Source organism: Brevibacterium ammoniilyticum, assembly GCF_038429965.1.
GTDB lineage: Bacteria > Actinomycetota > Actinomycetes > Actinomycetales > Brevibacteriaceae > Brevibacterium > Brevibacterium ammoniilyticum.
This window is the reverse complement of the sequence record NZ_BAABNP010000003.1, coordinates 265,820-284,258: the sequence shown is the minus strand read 5'-3', so window position 1 is coordinate 284,258 and position 18,439 is coordinate 265,820. Positions and strand designations below refer to the sequence as shown.

General features: G+C 67.6%; 15 protein-coding genes. 6 read left to right on the top strand and 9 right to left on the bottom strand.

Annotated features, from left to right (window positions below; all coding sequences use genetic code 11):
- Positions 1-150: 150 nt before the first annotated feature.
- Entirely contained in the window at positions 151-984 is an 834-nt protein-coding gene (ppgK, locus tag AAHA49_RS05125; protein ID WP_342037451.1) for a polyphosphate--glucose phosphotransferase, read from the bottom strand.
- Positions 977-1,891 carry a type I methionyl aminopeptidase gene (map, locus tag AAHA49_RS05120; protein ID WP_339391699.1) on the bottom strand — a complete coding sequence of 305 codons (915 nt, stop codon included), beginning with the start codon at positions 1,889-1,891 and terminating at the stop codon, positions 977-979. Before map ends, ppgK begins: the two co-directional genes overlap by 8 nt.
- 140 nt (positions 1,892-2,031) lie before the next feature.
- Here map and AAHA49_RS05115 point away from each other — a divergent pair, with 140 nt between their 5' ends.
- Positions 2,032-2,757: a FadR/GntR family transcriptional regulator gene (locus AAHA49_RS05115; RefSeq protein WP_342037450.1), complete on the top strand. Its 726-nt coding sequence runs from the start codon at positions 2,032-2,034 to the stop codon at positions 2,755-2,757.
- 131 nt (positions 2,758-2,888) lie between these two features.
- Here the strand turns inward: AAHA49_RS05115 and AAHA49_RS05110 are convergent, their stop codons facing one another.
- Both AAHA49_RS05110 and ald read right to left on the bottom strand, forming a co-directional pair.
- Positions 2,889-3,452, bottom strand: coding sequence for a GrpB family protein (locus AAHA49_RS05110; RefSeq protein ID WP_342037449.1), 564 nt, complete (start codon positions 3,450-3,452; stop codon positions 2,889-2,891).
- An 843-nt stretch (positions 3,453-4,295) separates the two neighbouring features.
- Entirely contained in the window at positions 4,296-5,414 is a 1,119-nt protein-coding gene (gene ald / locus AAHA49_RS05105) for an alanine dehydrogenase (protein WP_339391696.1), read from the bottom strand.
- A 343-nt stretch (positions 5,415-5,757) separates the two neighbouring features.
- Here ald and AAHA49_RS05100 point away from each other — a divergent pair, with 343 nt between their 5' ends.
- The 3 genes from AAHA49_RS05100 to AAHA49_RS05090 are packed head-to-tail and all read left to right on the top strand — an operon-like array spanning position 5,758 to position 10,363.
- On the top strand, positions 5,758-5,961 hold the full coding sequence (locus AAHA49_RS05100; protein WP_339391695.1) for a hypothetical protein: 204 nt from the start codon (positions 5,758-5,760) through the stop codon (positions 5,959-5,961).
- A gap of 3 nt (positions 5,962-5,964) precedes the next feature.
- Positions 5,965-7,317 (top strand): type I glutamate--ammonia ligase, encoded by a 1,353-nt coding sequence (glnA, locus tag AAHA49_RS05095; protein WP_342037448.1) that lies wholly within the window; start codon positions 5,965-5,967, stop codon positions 7,315-7,317.
- Positions 7,318-7,321: 4 nt separating this feature from the next.
- Positions 7,322-10,363, top strand: a complete 3,042-nt coding sequence (locus AAHA49_RS05090) for a bifunctional [glutamine synthetase] adenylyltransferase/[glutamine synthetase]-adenylyl-L-tyrosine phosphorylase (RefSeq protein WP_342037447.1) — start codon at positions 7,322-7,324, stop codon at positions 10,361-10,363.
- A gap of 63 nt (positions 10,364-10,426) precedes the next feature.
- Here the strand turns inward: AAHA49_RS05090 and AAHA49_RS05085 are convergent, their stop codons facing one another.
- Positions 10,427-11,896, bottom strand: coding sequence for a mycothione reductase (locus AAHA49_RS05085; RefSeq protein ID WP_342037446.1), 1,470 nt, complete (start codon positions 11,894-11,896; stop codon positions 10,427-10,429).
- 127 nt (positions 11,897-12,023) lie between these two features.
- Entirely contained in the window at positions 12,024-13,448 is a 1,425-nt protein-coding gene (gene glnA / locus AAHA49_RS05080; RefSeq protein ID WP_342037445.1) for a type I glutamate--ammonia ligase, read from the bottom strand.
- Between the two features lie 142 nt (positions 13,449-13,590).
- On the opposite strand from glnA (AAHA49_RS05080), the gene AAHA49_RS05075 reads away from it, so the two are divergent.
- Positions 13,591-14,031, top strand: coding sequence for an RDD family protein (locus AAHA49_RS05075; RefSeq protein ID WP_342037444.1), 441 nt, complete (start codon positions 13,591-13,593; stop codon positions 14,029-14,031).
- Between the two features lie 162 nt (positions 14,032-14,193).
- Here AAHA49_RS05075 and AAHA49_RS05070 read toward each other — a convergent pair whose 3' ends face one another.
- From AAHA49_RS05070 to lipB, 3 genes are read right to left on the bottom strand one after another with little or no spacing between them, the layout of a single operon-like run.
- Positions 14,194-14,925, bottom strand: a complete 732-nt coding sequence (locus AAHA49_RS05070) for a DUF4191 domain-containing protein (protein WP_339391689.1) — start codon at positions 14,923-14,925, stop codon at positions 14,194-14,196.
- A 55-nt stretch (positions 14,926-14,980) separates the two neighbouring features.
- Positions 14,981-16,033, bottom strand: coding sequence for a lipoyl synthase (gene lipA, locus AAHA49_RS05065; RefSeq protein WP_339391688.1), 1,053 nt, complete (start codon positions 16,031-16,033; stop codon positions 14,981-14,983).
- A 10-nt stretch (positions 16,034-16,043) separates the two neighbouring features.
- Entirely contained in the window at positions 16,044-16,682 is a 639-nt protein-coding gene (gene lipB, locus AAHA49_RS05060; protein WP_339391687.1) for a lipoyl(octanoyl) transferase LipB, read from the bottom strand.
- A 155-nt stretch (positions 16,683-16,837) separates the two neighbouring features.
- On the opposite strand from lipB, the gene AAHA49_RS05055 reads away from it, so the two are divergent.
- Positions 16,838-18,382 (top strand): hypothetical protein, encoded by a 1,545-nt coding sequence (locus tag AAHA49_RS05055; protein ID WP_342037443.1) that lies wholly within the window; start codon positions 16,838-16,840, stop codon positions 18,380-18,382.
- Positions 18,383-18,439 lie beyond the last annotated feature (57 nt).

Below are 18,439 nucleotides of genomic sequence, written 5' to 3'. Positions count from 1 at the left end.
GACCTGTTGGGTGGGCGCCGGTCCGCAGGAGGAGAGCGAGCACCGCGCCGCGTGCACCGGTGATCAGCCCTCCGAAGGGCTCATCGAATTTCATGTGACCAGAATACCGGTCACGTGATTGTCTGAACAGTCACATGGCTGGTGTGACGATCAGCCGAGGCCCTTCCGCACTCGCGGTTTGCCGTCGTTGACGGCGAGGATCGCGGCACCGACGATGCCGGCGTTGTTGAACATCTTCGCCGGGCACATCACGGCCCGAGTGGAAATGAGCGGCAGGAACTCGTCGTGGCGCTTCGAGATGCCGCCGCCGACGATGATGAGGTCCGGGGCGACGAGCAGCTCGACCTGCGAATAGTACTGCTGCAGGCGACCAGCCCACTCGTCGAACTCGAGCTCCTCACGGACTTTGACCGACTCCGCCGCCTGGGTCTCCGCGTCGCGGCCGTTCATCTCGATGTGGCCGAGCTCGGTGTAGGGCACCAGACGCCCCTGCGTGAACAGCGCCGTCCCGATGCCCGTGCCCAGAGTCGTCAGCAGCACGGTCTTCTTCCGATACTTCCGTCCGGCTCCGAAGACCATCTCCGCCAGACCCGCGGCGTCGGCGTCGTTCATGATGAAGAACTGCCGACCCATGCGGTCACGGAGGATCGCCTGGATGTTCGATCCGATCCATGACTTGTCGAGGTTCGCCGCGAAGTGGACCTCGTCATCGAGCACGACCCCAGGGAAACCGCAGCCCAGTGGCAGAGCGTCGAGGACCGCGCGGTCGGCGACGACCTCGAGTTCGAGGGCACGGGCGACGAGGAGCTCGACCACCTCGGCGATGGCATCGGCAACCGCATCCGGAGTGCTCGGCTTCGGGGTGAGGACTCGGACGCGTTTGAACGCGAGCTGACCGGTCTCGGTGTCGACGAGGGCGGCTTTGATCCCGGTGCCTCCGATGTCGATGCCGATGGCGAAGCGGGCCGGCGTGTCGTCAGTCATCTGAATCCTTGGGCAGCGGGCCGCCGGCGATCGCCGAGGCGGGGTCGGGCAGGGTGAGGATGTCGGCACCGGTGTCGGTGACGACGAGGGTGTGCTCGAACTGGGCGGAGCGCTTCCGGTCCTTCGTCACGACCGTCCACGAATCGTCCCAGACATCCCACGCCTCGGTGCCGAGGTTGAGCATCGGTTCGATCGTGAAGATCATGCCCGGCTCCATCACCTCGGCGTGGGCGGGCGCGGCATCGTAGTGAGGGACGATGAGCCCGGAATGGAACTCCCGCCCCACGCCGTGGCCGCTGTAGTCGCGGACGACTCCGTAGCCGAAGCGCTTCGCGTACTTCTCGATGACGCGGCCGATGACGTTGATCTCCCGCCCCGGACGCACCGCCTTGATGCCGCGCATCGTCGCCTCCCATGTGCGTTCGATGAGCAGGCGCGAGTCCTCATCGATCTCGCCGACGGCGAACGTGTAGTTCGTGTCCCCGTGCATGCCGCCGATGTAGGCGGTGATGTCGACGTTGACGATGTCGCCGTCCTCGAGCACCGTCGAATCGGGGATGCCGTGGCAGATGACCTCGTTGACCGAGGTGCACACGGACTTCGGGAATCCGCGGTAACCCAGCGTCGACGGGTAGGCACCGTGATCGGCCATGTACTCGTGCGCGACCCGGTCGATCTCATCGGTCGTGACCCCGGGGGCGATGATCTCACCGACGGCGGCGAGCGCGTTGGCCGCGATGCCTCCTGCGGTGCGCACCCGTTCGATCTCCTCGGGCGTGTAGTGGTTGCCGCCGCGCCCTTCGTCGGCGTCGGCGCGCCCGACGTACTCGGGACGGGTGATCGAGGCGGGGACGTGACGTTCGGGGGAGAGCGTTCCGGGCGTGATGAGACGAGGATGGGCTGTCATGATGGTCACGATTCTAGAGCCCCGGCGCACCGATATTCCACCGGCGCGCACGGCCGGGGTCCGAGCCCGGCGACCGGAAAGCATAGACTCGGAATGGACATAACCGATGACGAGACTATGGGACCGCGACTGGAGGTGCGATGAGCGAGCATTCGGATCTGCCCGGCCAGGAGTTCTCCGGACTCAGTGAGGTCGTCAGCCTCACCAGCGCCCCGCAGCAGATCGCCGACCACATCCTCTCCGGCATCGCCGTCGGCGCCCTGCCGGAAGGCACGCTGCTGCCGGGGGAACGGGCACTGGCCGCCGACCTGCAGGTCTCCCGCTCCAGTGTGCGGGCAGCGCTCGAGCGCCTCGAGCGCCTCGGCGTCGTCGAACGTCGACGTGGTCGCGGCGGCGGCACCTTCGTCGCGAGCGCAGCCCCGGCCACCCTGGCTCCGATGGCCGGACGGATCGAGGAGTTCCATGCCGAACGGCGCAACCTCCTCGACGCGCGCGCCGTCTTCCAGAACAGCCTCGCAGCCACCGCGGCGCTGCGGCGCACCGACAACGAACTCGATGAGCTCTACGACTTGGCGGCGGCCTACTCCGAACAGCCTGAGGCCAGCGCCGCTCGCACCGCTGATGCTCGATTCCATTTCGCCATCGCCCGGGCCGGTCACAACCCCGAGCTCGTGCGCATCGCCATCGACATCGACACGCGGATCAACGCCGGCTTCCGGCACGACCCCTTCTCGCACGAGCTCTTCGACCGTGCGGTCATCGACCATGCCGCGATCGTCGAGGCGATCGCCGCCGGTGACGCCGCGGCGGCCGGGCGACTGTGCGAAGACCACTTCCGGTCGACGACGATGCGCGAAAGCCGGTAGGCGGCATCGACCGTCGACACTGATCGTTCGGCGTTGCGCACGGCAGTCGTTCGCGGTTGTACACGGCGGCGGCCCTGTAGACGTCCCCGCGGGGACGTTCTACCGGTGGATGCGCCTTATCCAGGTAGGTACTATTCCGGCGTCGCCGATGCTCGTGTCGACGTGTTCAGCTTGAGGATCAGCGCTTTCTCTTCGTCGGAGAGGTCGGAAGCCGCGAGGACGTCCTGGAGGACATCTGACTTCTTGGCGATGTAGGTGGTGATGTCTATCTCGGGGTCGCGAGCCAATTCCACCTTCACTGCTCCGTATCTCTCACGGAAGTCTGCGCGGCGTCGAAGGATGTCACGGACGGCCAGATGGTTGCGCAGATGCAGCGTCCCATCCACGCAGACGTAGACGTTCCGTGGCGGATGTTCGTCCGGTGCTTCCAGCGCCTCTCGATCTGTCACGCCGAGATCGCCGCGGTGAACGTAACCTTTCGTTGCGAGAGCAGATAGCGCCGCGGCGACGTGCTGCCGCTTCACGATGATGTCGATGTCGAGGATCGGTTTCGCTGCTAGGTCCGGCACCGAGGTGGAGCCGACGTGCTCGATCGACACGACGGGCAGCGTCTCTAGCGTGCGGCTCAAGTCGCCCGCGACGTTCGCGAACTGCGTGGGCCACGCTTCCGAGTACGGAACGACTTCAACAGGCATGACGAGATCATCTCACGGTGATCGCGTGGTGATGTTTGACGCGCGAAGCGCGGAGTAGTCGTCGTGGGTGCTGCCGGAGAGCGAGCGAAGTTCCCGAAGGTTGCGACGCTGAAATCGAGCATGTCCGCGAGGACTTTGGCGGGGACTGCGCTTGCGAGGCGGAATCGGGCGGTGTTCTGCAACTCGGAGATGATGACGCCGAGCGGGCGGAGTCGCCGGTTGAGTTATTGCAAGCCACGGGGTCGGCCAGGTCGGAGGCACGGGAATAGCCAGCCCTCGGACGGTACCCCCGGGAAGAGATCACATTGTTCTCTGGTGTGGGTGGCAATCGGATCGGGGAGCGCGAGTGGGCGATCTCCGATGAAAAGGTCGAGGTGGCGCCTTCATCGCGGAGCTGATTGAGGAGCACTTCCGGCACACGACGATGCGCGAGCAGACCTAGGGCCTCCGGCACACACCTCCTTGGGACGTCCCCGCGGGGACGTTTTGCCCTCCGCGGCGGGGACGTGCTCGGCCCTGCCGACGTCCCCGCGGGGACGCTTTCTCTCACGTCCTCCCTGCAGTGGCACTTCATCCCTAAAGCGATACGTCCTACCCGGAGCGCGCAAGCGCATCCGCGGCACCACTGTGCACGTGAAGCGGCACAACCTCGGCGAAGGAATGCGAAGCGCACCGTGGGCGTCTGTTCATCCCCGTGCAGGGGGAGGAACAGACGCCCACGGTGCGGTATGCGCTCAGGCGCCGGCTGCGACCGGAGCCTAAGCCGGCGCCCGCAGCGACTGGCGCCTCAGTTCGCGACGACTGGGCCCGCTACCGAGCGTGAACCAGCCGGTCGGGGTTGACTCAGTTCGCGAGCGCGTGCGCGACGGAGACGGCCTCGAGGCCGAACGCCTCGGCGACGTTGTCGTTCGTCACGTGACCGTTGTGGGTGTTGAGCCCACGGGCGAGACCGGCGTCGTTCGACAGGGCCTTGTGCCAGCCCTGGTCGGCGAGCTTGACGGCGAACGGCAGGGTCGCGTTCGTCAGCGCGGCGGTCGCAGTGTTGGGCACAGCGCCGGGCATGTTCGCGACGCAGTAGAAGATCGACTGGTGGACGACGTAGGTCGGGTCGTCATGCGTCGTCGGGTGCGAGCCCTCGAAGCAGCCGCCCTGGTCGATCGCGATGTCGACGAGCACGGAGCCGGCCTTCATGCCCGCGACCATGTCGTCGGTGACGAGCTTGGGGGCCTTCTTGCCCGGGATGAGGACCGAGCCGATGACGAGATCGGCCGTCGACAGGGACTTCGTGATCTCGTACTTGTTCGACACCTTCGTCGCGATCGCACCGTTGAAGGTCTCGTCGATCTGGCGCAGGCGCGGGATGTTGATGTCGATGACCTCGACGTTGGCACCGAGGCCGAGCGCCATGCGGGCGGCATTCGTGCCGGCCACACCGGCGCCGATGACGACGACGTTGGCCTTGTCGGTGCCGGGCACGCCGGAGAGGAGCACGCCGCGGCCGCCTTCGGCCTTGAGCAGGCTGTGCGCGCCCACCTGGGTCGAGAGGCGACCGGCGATCTCCGACATCGGGGCCAGCAGCGGCAGGCCGCCGCCGTCGGGCTGCACAGTCTCATACGCGATGGCCGTGGTGCCGGCCTCCATGAGCGCCTTCGTCAGTGCTTCGTCGGCGGCGAGGTGGAGGTAGGTGAAGAGGATGAGGTCCTTGCGGAGGAAGCCGTACTCCTGGGCGATGGGCTCCTTGACCTTGAGGACCATGTCACCGGCGGCCCACGTACTCGCGGCGTCGGGAGCGATCGTGGCGCCGGCTGCGGTGTATTCGTCGTCGCTGATGAATGAGCCTTCGCCGGCTCCGGCCTGGACGGTGACCTCGTGGCCGCGGGAGACGAGCTCGTGGACGCCGGCAGCGGTGATGGCGACCCGGAACTCGTTGTTCTTGACCTCTGTGGGCACTGAAATGCGCATTGGATTCCTTCTCTCATGGCGCCCCGTGACCGGGGCAGGTCCGACCGTGCGGGGCAGCGGTCGAGGGTACATCTCACTCTAAGCGTCTGAAGGTCTGGGAGGCAAACCTTTACGTGCCCATTTCGTGGCGAATGTTGCGGAATCGGTTGTCCACGATGCGAAAAATTACGGAAACGTACACTTCTGAGTCTCTCGGGACTGGTCGAGGGGGAGACTGCCCCGGTACGGAGCTCACATGCACCGATCAGGGCCGACACCTCGGCGATCACCCCTGGCAGGAGGCCTGCGAACCGGTAAGCTGACACCGTCAGGGCACCACGACACGAACGACGGAAGGCTGGCCATGGGACTGTTCAAGGATATCGACGAAGCGAACTCGAAGTGGTACTTCAACACCGCGACGGGCGAGGTCGAACAGGGGCTCGTCAGCGACTGGACCCACCGGATGGGCCCGTACAACACCGAAGCCGAGGCCAAGGACGCCCTCGAGCAGGCTAAGAAGCGCAATGAGGAGTGGAACGAAGCCGACGAGAAGTGGAACGGCTGATCGATGTCGAAGCAGGAAGAGTTCGTCCTCCGCACCGTCGAGGACCGTGAGGTCCGGTTCATCCGGCTGTGGTTCACCGACGTCCTCGGCGGGCTGAAGTCGGTGGCGATCGTGCCCGCCGAACTCGAGGGGGCGTTCTCCGAGGGCATCGGCTTCGACGGTTCGGCGGTCGAAGGGCTCTCCCGGGTATACGAGGCCGATATGGTCCTCAAGCCGGACCCGTCGACGTTCTCACTTCTGCCCTGGCGCGGAGAGACCGAACCGACGGGTCGGATGTTCTGCGACATCCACGTCCCCGGCGGCGAGCCGGCGAAGGCCGATCCCCGCAACGTCCTCAAGCGCACGCTCGAGGCCGCTGCGAAGAAGGGCTTCACCTTCTACGTCCACCCCGAGATCGAGTTCTACCTCTTCCGCTCCGGCAACCTCGACTCCGGCAACGGTTCGGTGGGTGCTCCCGTGCCCGTCGACACCGCCGGCTACTTCGACCATGTCAACGGCGGGACCGCCAACGACTTCCGGCGTTCAGCGGTGACGATGCTCGAGGCGATGGGGCTGTCCGTCGAGTTCTCCCACCACGAAGCTGGGCCAGGTCAGAACGAGATCGACCTCCGCTACGCCGATGCGCTGACGATGGCGGACAACATCATGACCTTCCGCTCGGTCATCAAGGAGGTCGCGATCGCCCAGGGCGTCTACGCCTCCTTCATGCCCAAGCCGATGCCCGACCATCCCGGCAACGGCATGCACACCCACGTCTCCCTCTTCGAAGGGGAGAACAACGCCTTCTTCGAACCCGGGGCGACCTACCAGCTCTCGAAGACCGGACGCCAGTTCATCGCCGGCCTCCTCCACCATGCGGCCGAGATCACCGCGGTGACGAACCAGTACGTCAACTCCTACAAACGGCTGTGGACCGGCCACGAAGCGCCCTCCTACATCTGCTGGGGCCACCGCAACCGGTCGGCACTCGTCCGGGTCCCGCAGTACAACTCGGGTAAATCGTCCTCGGCTCGGGTGGAGTACCGCGGCCTCGACTCCTCGGCGAACCCGTACCTGTCCTACGCGCTCATGCTCGCCGCCGGCCTCCAGGGCATCGAAGAGGACTACGAATTGCCCGAAGAGGCCGAGGACAACGTGTGGCTGCTCTCGGACACCGAACGCCGGGCCATGGGCATCCGTGCGCTGCCGGCCAGCCTCGCCGAAGCGCTGGAGATCATGGAGGGCTCCGACCTCGTAGCCGAGACCCTCGGTGAGGAGGTCTTCGACTTCTTCCTGCGCAACAAGCGCCAGGAGTGGACGGAGTACCGGGCGCAGGTGACGCCTTACGAGCTCAGCAAGCACTTCTCCGCGATGTAGACCGATGGCTCGGATCACCTCCAGGACTCCTGCCGCCTCCGCCTCGGCGAATCGCTTCCTCGACGACATCGACGGTGTCCTCGGGCTGCCGCTGGCCACCGACTCCCGGTTCGTCGACCTCGTCGAGGCCACCCCCGACCCGCAGCAGGCGGCCCTCGGCCTCCTCCGCGTCCTCGAGCAGACCGACGACGACGGTGCCGCCTTCGTCGCAGCGGCCGGGGCCAGCGGCCCGGGGCCCGTGAGCGGGGACGACCTCAACCGTCCGCTGCTCGCCCGACTGCTGCGCGTCCTCGGCACCTCCGAGGCGATGGTCGACCACCTCGTGCGCCATCCCGATTCGCTGGGTCTCCTGCTCGAACAGGCCCCGTACCTGATGATCTCCACCCCGCAGGCCTCCGCGAGCGCGCTGCGGCACACCCTGCTCGGGGCCGTCGGCGCCGATGCCGACACCTCCGCCCCCCGCGCCGAGCACATCGGCACCGACGGGATCGCCCGCCTGCGCCGCGCGTACCGCGACGTGCTTCTGCGCCTCATGGCCGATGACCTCTTCGCGGAATCGCCGGAGGAGATCGTCGACCTCGTCACCGCCGTCCTCTCCGACCTCGCCGCGGCCGCGATGGAGGCGGCGCTGGCGATAGCGCGGGCTGAGCTCGACCCGACCGGCGAGGTCCGCCTCGCCGTCATCGCCCTGGGCAAGACCGGTGCCCGGGAGCTCAACTACGTCTCCGACGTCGACGTCGTCTTCGTCCTCGCCTCCGACTCGAGCGACGAGCAGCGCCGGGTGGCCACGGAGATGGCCCAGCGGATGCGAGCGATCCTCTCCGATCCCGGTGCCGAACCCGCGCTGTGGGAGGTCGACACCGCCCTGCGGCCCGAGGGCAAGGCCGGCGCACTCGTGCGCACGATGTCGGAATACGAGCACTACTACTCCGACATCGCCAAGAACTGGGAGTTCCAGGCGCTCCTCAAGGCCCGACCCGTCGCCGGGGACCCCGAGGTCGGGGAGGCGTTCGCCGACACGTTCGGCCCGCAGGTGTGGGTGGCGGCCGGTCGGGAGGGCTTCATCGACGGAATCCGGGCGATGCGACGCCGCGTCGTCGACCTCATCCCCGCCGCCGAGGCGCCCCGACAGATCAAGCTCGGACGCGGAGGACTGCGCGACGTCGAGTTCTCCGCCCAGCTCCTCCAGCTCGTCCACGGACAGAGCGATGATGAGATCCGCACCCCGAACACGCTTCTCGCCCTCGCCGCTCTGGGAGAGCACGGCTACATCGGACAGGACGACGCCGCCGCGTTCTCCGCCGCCTACCGTTTCATGCGCGTCGTCGAGCACCGGGTGCAGATCCCGCGGATGCTGCGCAACGCGCTCATCCCCGACGACGAGGCGAAGCTGCGGATGCTCGCCCGCTCCGTGTTCTCCTCCGGCACCCGGTCCGGCGCGCGCCTCGAGGAGACCCGCCGGGACTACTCGAAGCAGGTCACCCGGCTCCACGACCAGATCTTCTACCGGCCCATCCTCGACGCCGCAGTCGGCGTCCACGGCGCCGTCGTCGACGCCCACCACCGCGGCACGAGCCTGCAGGCCGCCGCCGACCGGCTGCGGGCCTTCGGCTACCACGACCCGCAGGGCGCGCTGGGCCACATCAAATCGCTGACGACGGGCATGTCGCGCACCGCACTGGTCATCAAGCAGGTCCTGCCCGCCCTGCTCGACTGGTTCTCCGACGGGGTCGACCCCGATGCCGCGCTCCTGTCGTTCCGTCGCCTCACCGACTCCCTGTCCTCGTCGGGCTGGTTCCTCAAGATGCTCCGCGATTCGGGACTGGCCGCGAAATCCGTCGCCGAGGTGCTCACGCTCTCCGGCTACGCCACGGAGCTGCTGCTGCGCCAACCGGCGGCGGTCGCCTGGCTCGACGACTACCGGAGTCTCGCAGCCCGGGATCCCGAGGTCCTCGGAGCCGAGATCGACGGGCTGCTCTCCCGCCACCAGGGGTCCGCCGTCTCTCGGATCCGCGAGACCTACTCGCGCGAACTCCTCCGCATCGCCCTGCGCGACGTCCTCGACGTCGGCGACCGGGCGGAGGTCCCCGGCGACCTCTCCGATCTCATGGACCTCGCCGTGTCCGGGGCACTGCAGGCCGTGCGTCTCGACCTCGACGACGAGACGATCCCCGCCTACGACTTCGCCGTCGTCGCGATGGGCCGCTGGGGCGGGCGGGAGATCGGCTACTTCTCCGACGCGGATGCGATGTTCGTCTACCGTGCCCACGACGAGGGTCTCGACGCCGAGGCGCGGGCGAAGCTGAGCAAGCACGTGAACAAGGTCGCCCTGCAGCTGACCTCGCGCCTCAAGGCGAGCGAAGGCGCCAAAGGCATCGACCTCGACGCCGACCTGCGCCCCGAGGGCAAGAACGGCCCGCTTGTGCGCACGTTCGCCTCGTACCAGTCCTACTATGCGAAGTGGTCCGAACCGTGGGAGGCCCAAGCTCTGCTGCGCGCCCGCCCCGTCGCCGGTGACGACTCTCTGACCGCGGACTTCACCGCCCTCATCGACCCGCTGCGCTATCCGTCGCAGATGCCGACGAAGGCGCTCACCCAGGTGCGCACCCTCAAGGCGCGGATGGAGGACGAACGCCTGCCCAAGGGAGCCGACAAGCGCCGCCATCTCAAGCTCGGTCGCGGCAGCCTCTCCGATGTCGAATGGACCGTCCAACTCCTCCAGCTCCGCTACGCCCACTCGGTGCCGGGACTGCGGACGACCTCGACGCTGCCGGCGCTCATGGTCGCCGCCGAGGCAGGGCTCATCCCCGCCGAGGATGCCGCGGAACTCGCCGCCGCCTGGCAGCTGGCCACCGACGTGCGCTCAGCTGTGATGCTCTTCCGCGGCCGCACAGCCGAAGCGCTGCCCGACGAACACTCCGAGCTCGAAGCCACCGCCCGGCTCCTCGGCTACCCCGCCGGGGCCGGCCGGGAGCTCGAGGACGACTACCTGCGGGCGACTCGCCACGCCCGTGCGGTCATGGAGCAGCGCTTCTACGAGTTCTGAACGCCCTGTCCGCACGGCAGGCGATGCCCCGCGGCGGGCGATGCGCGACCCGCCGGGCGATGCTCACCGGTCGGCGAAGTCGAGTCCGAGCAGAGCGTTCTCGACGGCCTCGGGCAGGGCCGGGTGGATCCAGTACTGCCCACGGGCCACCTCGTCGGCGGGCTGGTCGAAGGCCATCGCCTGGATGAGGGGTTGGATGACCATCGTCGCCTCATGTCCGACGATGTGCGCGCCGAGGATGCGGCGGGTGGCGCGATCCGCGATGACCTTGACGATCCCCGGGTCGTCGGCCATCGCCCAACCGTAGGCGACGTCGGAGAAGTTCTGGACCTTGACGGTGACGTCATGCCCGGCTGCGCGCGCTTCGTCCTCGGTCATCCCCACGGTCGCGACCTGCGGTGAGGTGAACACCGCTGCGGGGACGGCATGGTGATTGGTTCTGCGCAGGCCGTCGAGCGCGGCGGAGCCGGGAGAACCTGCGAGGACGTCGGCGTGGAGGTTGTCGCCGACGACATGGGCTTCGTGGTTGGCGACGTGCTTGAGCTGGAACGGGGAGCTGATGTCGCCGAGGGCGAAGACCCCGGGGACGGGGGCAGCCCCGGAGTAGACCCGCTGGAACTCGTCGACGACGAGGCGGCCCTCGGAGTCGACGTCGTAGCCGACCTCGGCCACCCCGAGGCCTTCGGTGTTGGGTTCGCGGCCGATCGCGACGAGGACGACCTCGGCGGTCACGGAGTTCGGCACGTCGACTTCGTCGACCCGGCCGCTGGGTTCGAGCGTGACCTCCACCGAGCCCTCGCCGACGCGGAACGACGTCGCCTCCGCACCGAGGATGACGTTGTGGTCTGCGGTGAAGAGGCGGGTGAACTCGGCCGAGGCCTCCCCGTCGATGCTGCGCAGGAGTCGGGGGCTGCGGGCGATGACGGTCACCTCGGTGCCGAAGCTTGCGAAGATGTGTGCGAACTCCATCGCGATGACCCCGGACCCGACGATGGCCAGGCTCGCAGGACGCTGCGGCAGACGCATGATCGAGTTCGAGGTGACGATCGGATAGCCCGGGGTGTCGACGCGGGCGGCATCGAGACCCGGGACCTCCGGGAGGATGGGGGAGGCCCCGGCGGCGATGACGATGCGATCGGCGGTGACCTCCTCACCCGAGGCGGTGCGCACGGTCTTCTCGGCGGTGAAGTGGACGTGCTCGGGGATGACGGTGACATTCGGCTGCCGGTCGCCGCTGCGGTAGGCCCGTCCGCCGGCTTCGATCGCGTCGACGCGGGAGAAGATCCTGTCCTGAAGGCTCGTCCAGTCGACGCCGGAGAACGCGGTGTCGACGTTGTAGCGGCCGCCGCGGCCGGCCTGCTCGGCCAGGGTCGCGGGGTAGACGAACATCTTCGTGGGAATGCACCCGACATTGAGGCAGGTGCCCCCGAAGTGCCATTCCTCGGCGATCGCGATGCTCAGATCGGCGAAGCGGTCGTCGAGGAACATGTTCCCCGAACCGGTGCCGATGACCAGCAGATCGAAATGCGTCATAGTCCGTCCTCGCAGCAGGTGGTCCTCAGCCCCCGTCCGTGGACACGGCAGGGGCGCCACGGGTGGAACCCGTGACGCCCCCACTGTATTCCCTCACCTGGGCTTCGCAGCACGGTGAGGTGTCGGCTCACACCCCGAAGTAGAGTTCGAACTCGGTCGGGGTCGGACGCAGCCGCGCGACGTCGATCTCGTTCTCGCGCTTGATGCGGATCCACGTCTCGATGAGGTCGGGCGTGAACACGTCACCGGCGGTGAGGAAGTCGTGGTCGCGTTCGAGCTCGTCGAGCGCCTCGTCGAGGGACGCCGGGACGAGCTTGATGTCCTTGGCCTCCTCCGGGGGCAGCTCGTAGAGGTCCTTGTCGATCGGCTCCGGCGGTTCGATCCGGTTGCGGATGCCGTCGAGGCCGGCCATGAGCTGCGCGGAGAATGCGAGGTAGGGGTTCGACGACGGGTCGGGCACACGGAACTCGAGGCGCTTGGCTTTCGGCGAGGAACCCGTGACCGGGATGCGGATCGCCGCCGAGCGGTTGCGAGCCGAGTAGACGAGGTTGACCGGTGCCTCGTAGCCGGGCACGAGGCGACGGTAGGAGTTGATCGTCGGGTTCGTGAACGCGAGCACGGCACCAGCGTGCTCGATGAGACCGCCGATGTACCAGCGGGCGAGGTCGGACAGGCCCGCGTATCCGTTCTCGTCGTAGAACAGGGGTTCGCCGTTCTTCCACAGCGACTGGTGGCAGTGCATGCCCGATCCGTTGTCGCCGAAGAGCGGCTTGGGCATGAACGTCACCGTCTTGCCGTACTCGTCGGCGGTGTTCTTCACCACGTACTTGAAGTCGAGCAGCTGGTCGGCGGCATGCTGGAGGGTGTTGAACTTGTAGTTGATCTCCTGCTGACCGGCCGTGCCGACCTCGTGGTGGGCGCGCTCCATCTCGAAGCCGATGGTCTCGAGCGTCATCGACATCTGGTCGCGGATGTCGGCGAACTTGTCCTGCGGGGAGACGGGGAAGTAGCCGCCCTTGTACGGCGTCTTGTAGCCGAGGTTGCCGCCGGGCTCGTCGGCGCCGGTGTTCCAGGCCGCTTCGACCGAGTCGATCTCGTAGAAGCTGTGGCCGGGGGAGTTCTGGTAGCGGATCGAGTCGAACATGTAGAACTCGGCTTCGGCGCCGTAGTAGACGGTGTCGGCGATCCCGGTCGACTGGAGGTACTTCTCGGCCTTCGCCGCGACCTGGCGGGGATCGCGCGAGTACGGTTCGTCGGTGAAGGGGTCGACGATGGAGTGGGTGACCACGAGCGTCTTCGCCTCGCGGTATGGGTCGATGAACGCCGAGGCGACATCGGCGAGCAGCTTCATGTCGGACTCGTGGATGCCCTGGAATCCCGTGATCGAGGACCCGTCGAAGAGGAGGCCTTCGGTGATCTCGTCCACGCCGTACGAGGCGGCGGGCAGATTGAAGTGCTGGACGACACCGGGCAGGTCGCAGAAGCGGACATCGACGAAACGGACGTCGTTCTCCGCAATGTAGTTGACGAGTTCTTCAGCAGACGAGAACACTTAGGTCTCCTAGTTAGACGAGTGGTCGGTTGACCCTGACCACCGTCCATCCTAGTAGTCGAGAAGTGAAGCCGTGATGACGGTCATGTTTCGCGGATGTTTCCTGAGGATTCTCCCACGCCGCCTTCGGTAGGCTGGCAGGGTGATCAATCGCGACGACCTCGGGTCCTGGCTGCAGGGCCCACAGATCAACAGGGAAGAGGGCGACTGGCCCGGACGCAGGCTCGGTCTGCCAGAGACCGGTCGGCATTCGATCGCCCCCGCCTGGCGGCGTCTGCTCGCCCTCATGGTCGACTGGTTCATGTGCCTGGCGATCGCCGGCGCGATCGGCTGGAACAACCCGTTCCTCGCCCCCGCGATCTTCGCGATCGAGAACATCCTCCTCGTCTCCATGCTCGGCTACACCGTCGGCCACCGCCTCTTCGGCATCGAGGTGCGCCGTCTCGACGGCCGGGTGCCCGGGTTCCTGCCCGCGCTCATCCGCACCGCCCTCGTCGTCCTCGTCCTCCCGGCGCTCATCTTCGACCGCGACCACCGCGGTCTCCACGACCTCGCAGCGCGCACCGTCATCCTCCGCCGCTGACGCACTCAGCCTCTGACGCACTTCGCCGCTCAGCTCCCCATCCGCCACGCGGCCCGTGCTCACCACCTCGGCGGCAACAGAAACGCACCGAACGCACATCGGCCCCGACTCGAATCGAGTCGGGGCCGATGTCGCAACCAGTGCGGAGCAGCGTCCAGCGGATCAGCGTCCGCGCATCGCCTTGTGGTTGGGGCGGGCCTTGTTCGGGTCGATGCCCTTGGGGATCGGCGGCCGCGAACCCTGGGTGCCCAGCGCCGAGAGGCGGTTGCGCACGGCGAGCACCTCGGCGCGGTTGAGCTTGCGGGGGAGCTTGTGCACGGTCGAGACGACCTGCTTCATCTGCAGCTGTCCGTCCTCGTTGCCGCCCTGGAGGGTGTGCACGGGGACGTTGGGGAGGATGCGCTCGTGGCGCTTCTTCTCCTTGGCGAGCAGCTTCGCGCTGCGCGCCTTCGGGCCCTCGCTGAGCAGCACGACACCGGAGCGACCGGTCGAGCGGAAGACGATGTCGCGGCTCTTCGGGTCGATGGCGATCGGCTTCTCGTCCATGAGGTATCCGCGGCGAGCGGTGTTCAGCACGGCGCCGAACGCGCCGGGCTGGCCTTCCATCTGCGCGAACGCTGCGGTCTCGGCGAAGCGGCCGAGCATGAACATGCCGAGCAGGAGACCGACCATGAGGCCGAGGATGGTCGTGAAGACCGCGCCGCCGAAGACGAGTCCGGCCATGAGACCGACGAGGGTGCAACCGAGAATCGCGGCGGCGAGCAGCCACGGCGTCGCCTTGTTGTGCTTGGCCGCGAGGTCGTAGACCTGGCGCATCTGCGCCAGACGGCCCGGCTTCTTGTTCGGATCCTTGGGCTTGCGGCGGAACAGTCCCTTGCGCGGTTCTTCGCTCATTCTCTCACTTGCTCTTGACGGGCCGGCGGGCGCCCGGACGCATGTCCGGGACCACTCATTGCTCAGCAGTCAAGTCTACCTCTTCGCCACCGCCGAACATATCCACGACGGCCTGCGCCTCCTGGCGGGCGGGCGTGTGCTTGTCGAGGTGGGCCAGATGCGCGGGGATCTCCTCGCCGCGGTGGCGCATCGCCGTCGCCCAGAGGCGACCGGCACGATACGAGGAGCGCACGAGCGGCCCGGACATGACCCCGAGGAACCCGATCTCCTCGGCGGCGTCGCGGAGCATGACGAAGTCGGCGGGCTTGACCCACCGGGTCACCGGATGGTGCCGGGGGGAGGGGCGCAGGTACTGCGTGATCGTGATGATGTCGCAGCCGGCGTCGTGGAGGTCCTGGAGGGCGGAGATGATCTCGTCGTTCGTCTCGCCCATGCCGAGGATGAGGTTCGACTTCGTGATCAGGCCGGCCTCCCGGGCCTGAGTGATGACGGAGAGGGAGCGCTCGTAGCGGAAGGCGGGACGGATGCGCTTGAAGATGCGCGGAACCGTCTCGACGTTGTGGGCGAGCACCTCGGGGCGGGAGGAGAACACCTCGGCGAGCTGGTCGGGCTTGGCGTTGAAGTCGGGGATGAGGAGTTCGACGCCGGTGCCGCGGCCGTCGACGTAGTCGAGGTCGTGGATCTGACGCACCGTCTCGGCGTAGAGCCAGGCGCCGCCGTCGGGCAGGTCGTCGCGGGCCACGCCCGTGATCGTCGAGTAGCGCAGACCCATCTCGCCCACGGAGGCGGCGACGCGGCGGGGTTCGTCGGCGTCGAAGTCCGCGGGTCGGCCCGTGTCGATCTGGCAGAAGTCGCAGCGCCTCGTGCACTGCTCGCCGCCGATGAGGAAGGTCGCCTCACGGTCCTCCCAGCATTCGAAGATGTTGGGACAGCCCGCCTCCTCGCACACGGTGTGGAGGTCCTGCTTGCGCACAAGGGACTTCAGCGAGGTGTATTCGGGTCCGATGTGGGCCTTGGCCTTGATCCAGGCGGGCTTCTCCTCGATCGGCGTTTCCGAGTTCCGTGCCTCGACACGGAGCATGCGGCGGCCTTCAGGTGCGATCGTCACGTCGGTTCTCCTAAGCGGTGATGGTCTCGTGGAGGATCTCGTCGAGCCGGGGGGCGACCTCTTCCGGGGTCACGGTGCGTCCGAGCTCGGCGCTCATGGTCGTGGTGTCGGCGTCGGTGATCCCGCAGGGAATGATCGAGGAGTACGCGCCGAGGTCGTTGCTGCAGTTGAGGGCCAGACCGTGCATGGTCACGCCTTCGTGGATGCGGATGCCGATGGCGCCGATCTTGCGGTCGCGGCGGGTTCCGTCGCCGAGGATCCACACCCCGGCCCGTCCTTCGACCGTCGTCGCCTCGATCCCGTATTCGCCGAGGAGGCGGATCATCGAGTCCTCGAGCTGGGCGACGAAGAGGCGGACCTCTTTGGGATCGTTGAGTCGGTAGATGAAGTAGGCGACGAGCTGTCCGGGCCCGTGCCAGGTGATCTTGCCGCCGCGGTCGACGTCGACGACTTCGGTGCCGTCGGTGGGCCTCTCGTGGTCCTCAGTGCGTTTGCCGGCGGTGTAGACCGGCGGATGTTCGAGGAGCAGGATCGTCGATTCCCGCGTCCCGGCGAGCACGTCTTCGTGATACTTCTTCTGCAGGTCCCACGTTCGGCGGTAGTCCGAAAATGCCGGTGCGAACCCGAGAATCTCTGTGGCCAGTGGCATGCCACCACAATATGCCCCTTGTTCGGGGTGTTCAATTGCGCAGAACATGACCCTCGACACCTTTCCCGAGCCTCGTCATTGACATATCAAACGTCATCAATCACTATCTAAGTACATTGATTGCAGTTATCGTTCATCGATGGGGATGACGGACTATGACATGGCATTACGAAGCCACGATCGCCGAGGTGGTCCACCGCCTCCGGGACGACACCGGGGAGTCCGTGTGGGGCGTGGTCAACGACGGCTTCGACACTGGCAGCGAGGCGGCCCTCGGCACCGCCGAGGTGCTCCTGCCGACCGGGGAGGTCTCGGTCCTCCTCGTCGAGCCCCTGCCCGGCGGGTTCGTCCTCGACGTCGTCCGCGCCTTCCACGGTCTCACCGAATCCGAGATCCACACCCTCGTGCGCGGCCTCGCCGATGAACTCGCGCGCGTCGACGACCCGAGCGCCCGCCTCGGTCTCGCCTGCCTCGGCCTCGACGCGGAGGGCCGGCCGCGCATCATTCCCGGAGTGCGGCATCCGCTGGAGACCTCGGTGCGTCGCGCGGTGGGCGAGCTCATCTACCATGCCGCGCACGGCTCGCCGTGGAGTGAGTCGCTGCTGCCCGTCGACGTCGCCCTCGCCTCCTGCAGTCCTCAGCTGCGCGGTCTCGTGGCCGGCCTCTTCGACGACGTCCCGCCGCCGCGCACGGGTGCGGACATCGCTCTGACCGCTGTCCTCGCCGAGGTGGTGCCTCAGCTCAGCCTGCTGCCGGCGCCGACCCCGCTGCCCTTGGTGCCTGCGGCCAGGGACCTCGATCCGGCGCAGGCGATCACGGCTCGCCTGCGGGCGACACCGGCGCCGTCGAATCCAGGGCCGGGGTCGACAGCGCCCGACCGGACAGCCGCAGGTGCAGCGTCACGAGTCGCGGCAGGCGGTGGTGCCGCCGCGTCGGGACCTGCGGCACTCCGGGAGGCCGCGGTGAAGAACTCGCCGTGGCGGCGACGCAACGGGTCGGGCGCTCGGTCACGCAGCGGCGCAGGGGACTCCCGCGCCGACCACGGGCCACAGGGTCGTGGCACCCGTGGTCGGCCTGGAATCGGGGCCACGACACCGACCGCTGCGTGGTCGCGCGTGAGGGACTTCGTGCGCGAACGGCTCCGTGCCCGCACCCTGACGACGGTCGGCATCGCCGCGGCGATGGTCGTGGTCCTCATCGGCGGACTGCTCATCACCCGTGCGTGGTCGGACTCTCAGGCACCGTCGGCGGAGCCGATCGCCGGGACCCGAACCGACGGGGGAGCCTCGCCCGAGAACGACGAGGGTCGACCGCCGACAGCGGCGCCCTCGCCGTCGACCGCGGAGGCGCTGTCGGATGCGGACGTCGGGGACCGCCTCGGCGAACTCTGTGCTGCCCGGGCCCGCGCTCTCGGTGCCGGCGATGCGAAGGGCCTGGCGGCACTGACGGTGCCGGGGTCCTCGGCAGCACTGGCCGATGAGCTCATCGACCTCACAGCGTTCGCCGGTGGGACCTATGCGATCACGGTCGAGGATGTGCAGGTGCGCGAGCGCAGCGCGTCCACGGTCACGGCCGCGGCACGGATGTCGACGAGCGCGACGGCGGACGGGGAGAAGAGGAGCTTCGAGGCCCGGGACGTCGTCTTCACCCTCACCCTCGATTCGGGAGTGTGGAAGATCGCCGAGGTGGTCGAGGAGTGAATGACCGAAGGGGGCCGGTCGGATGACCGGCCCCCAACGGGTGCTGCAGTGTTAGGG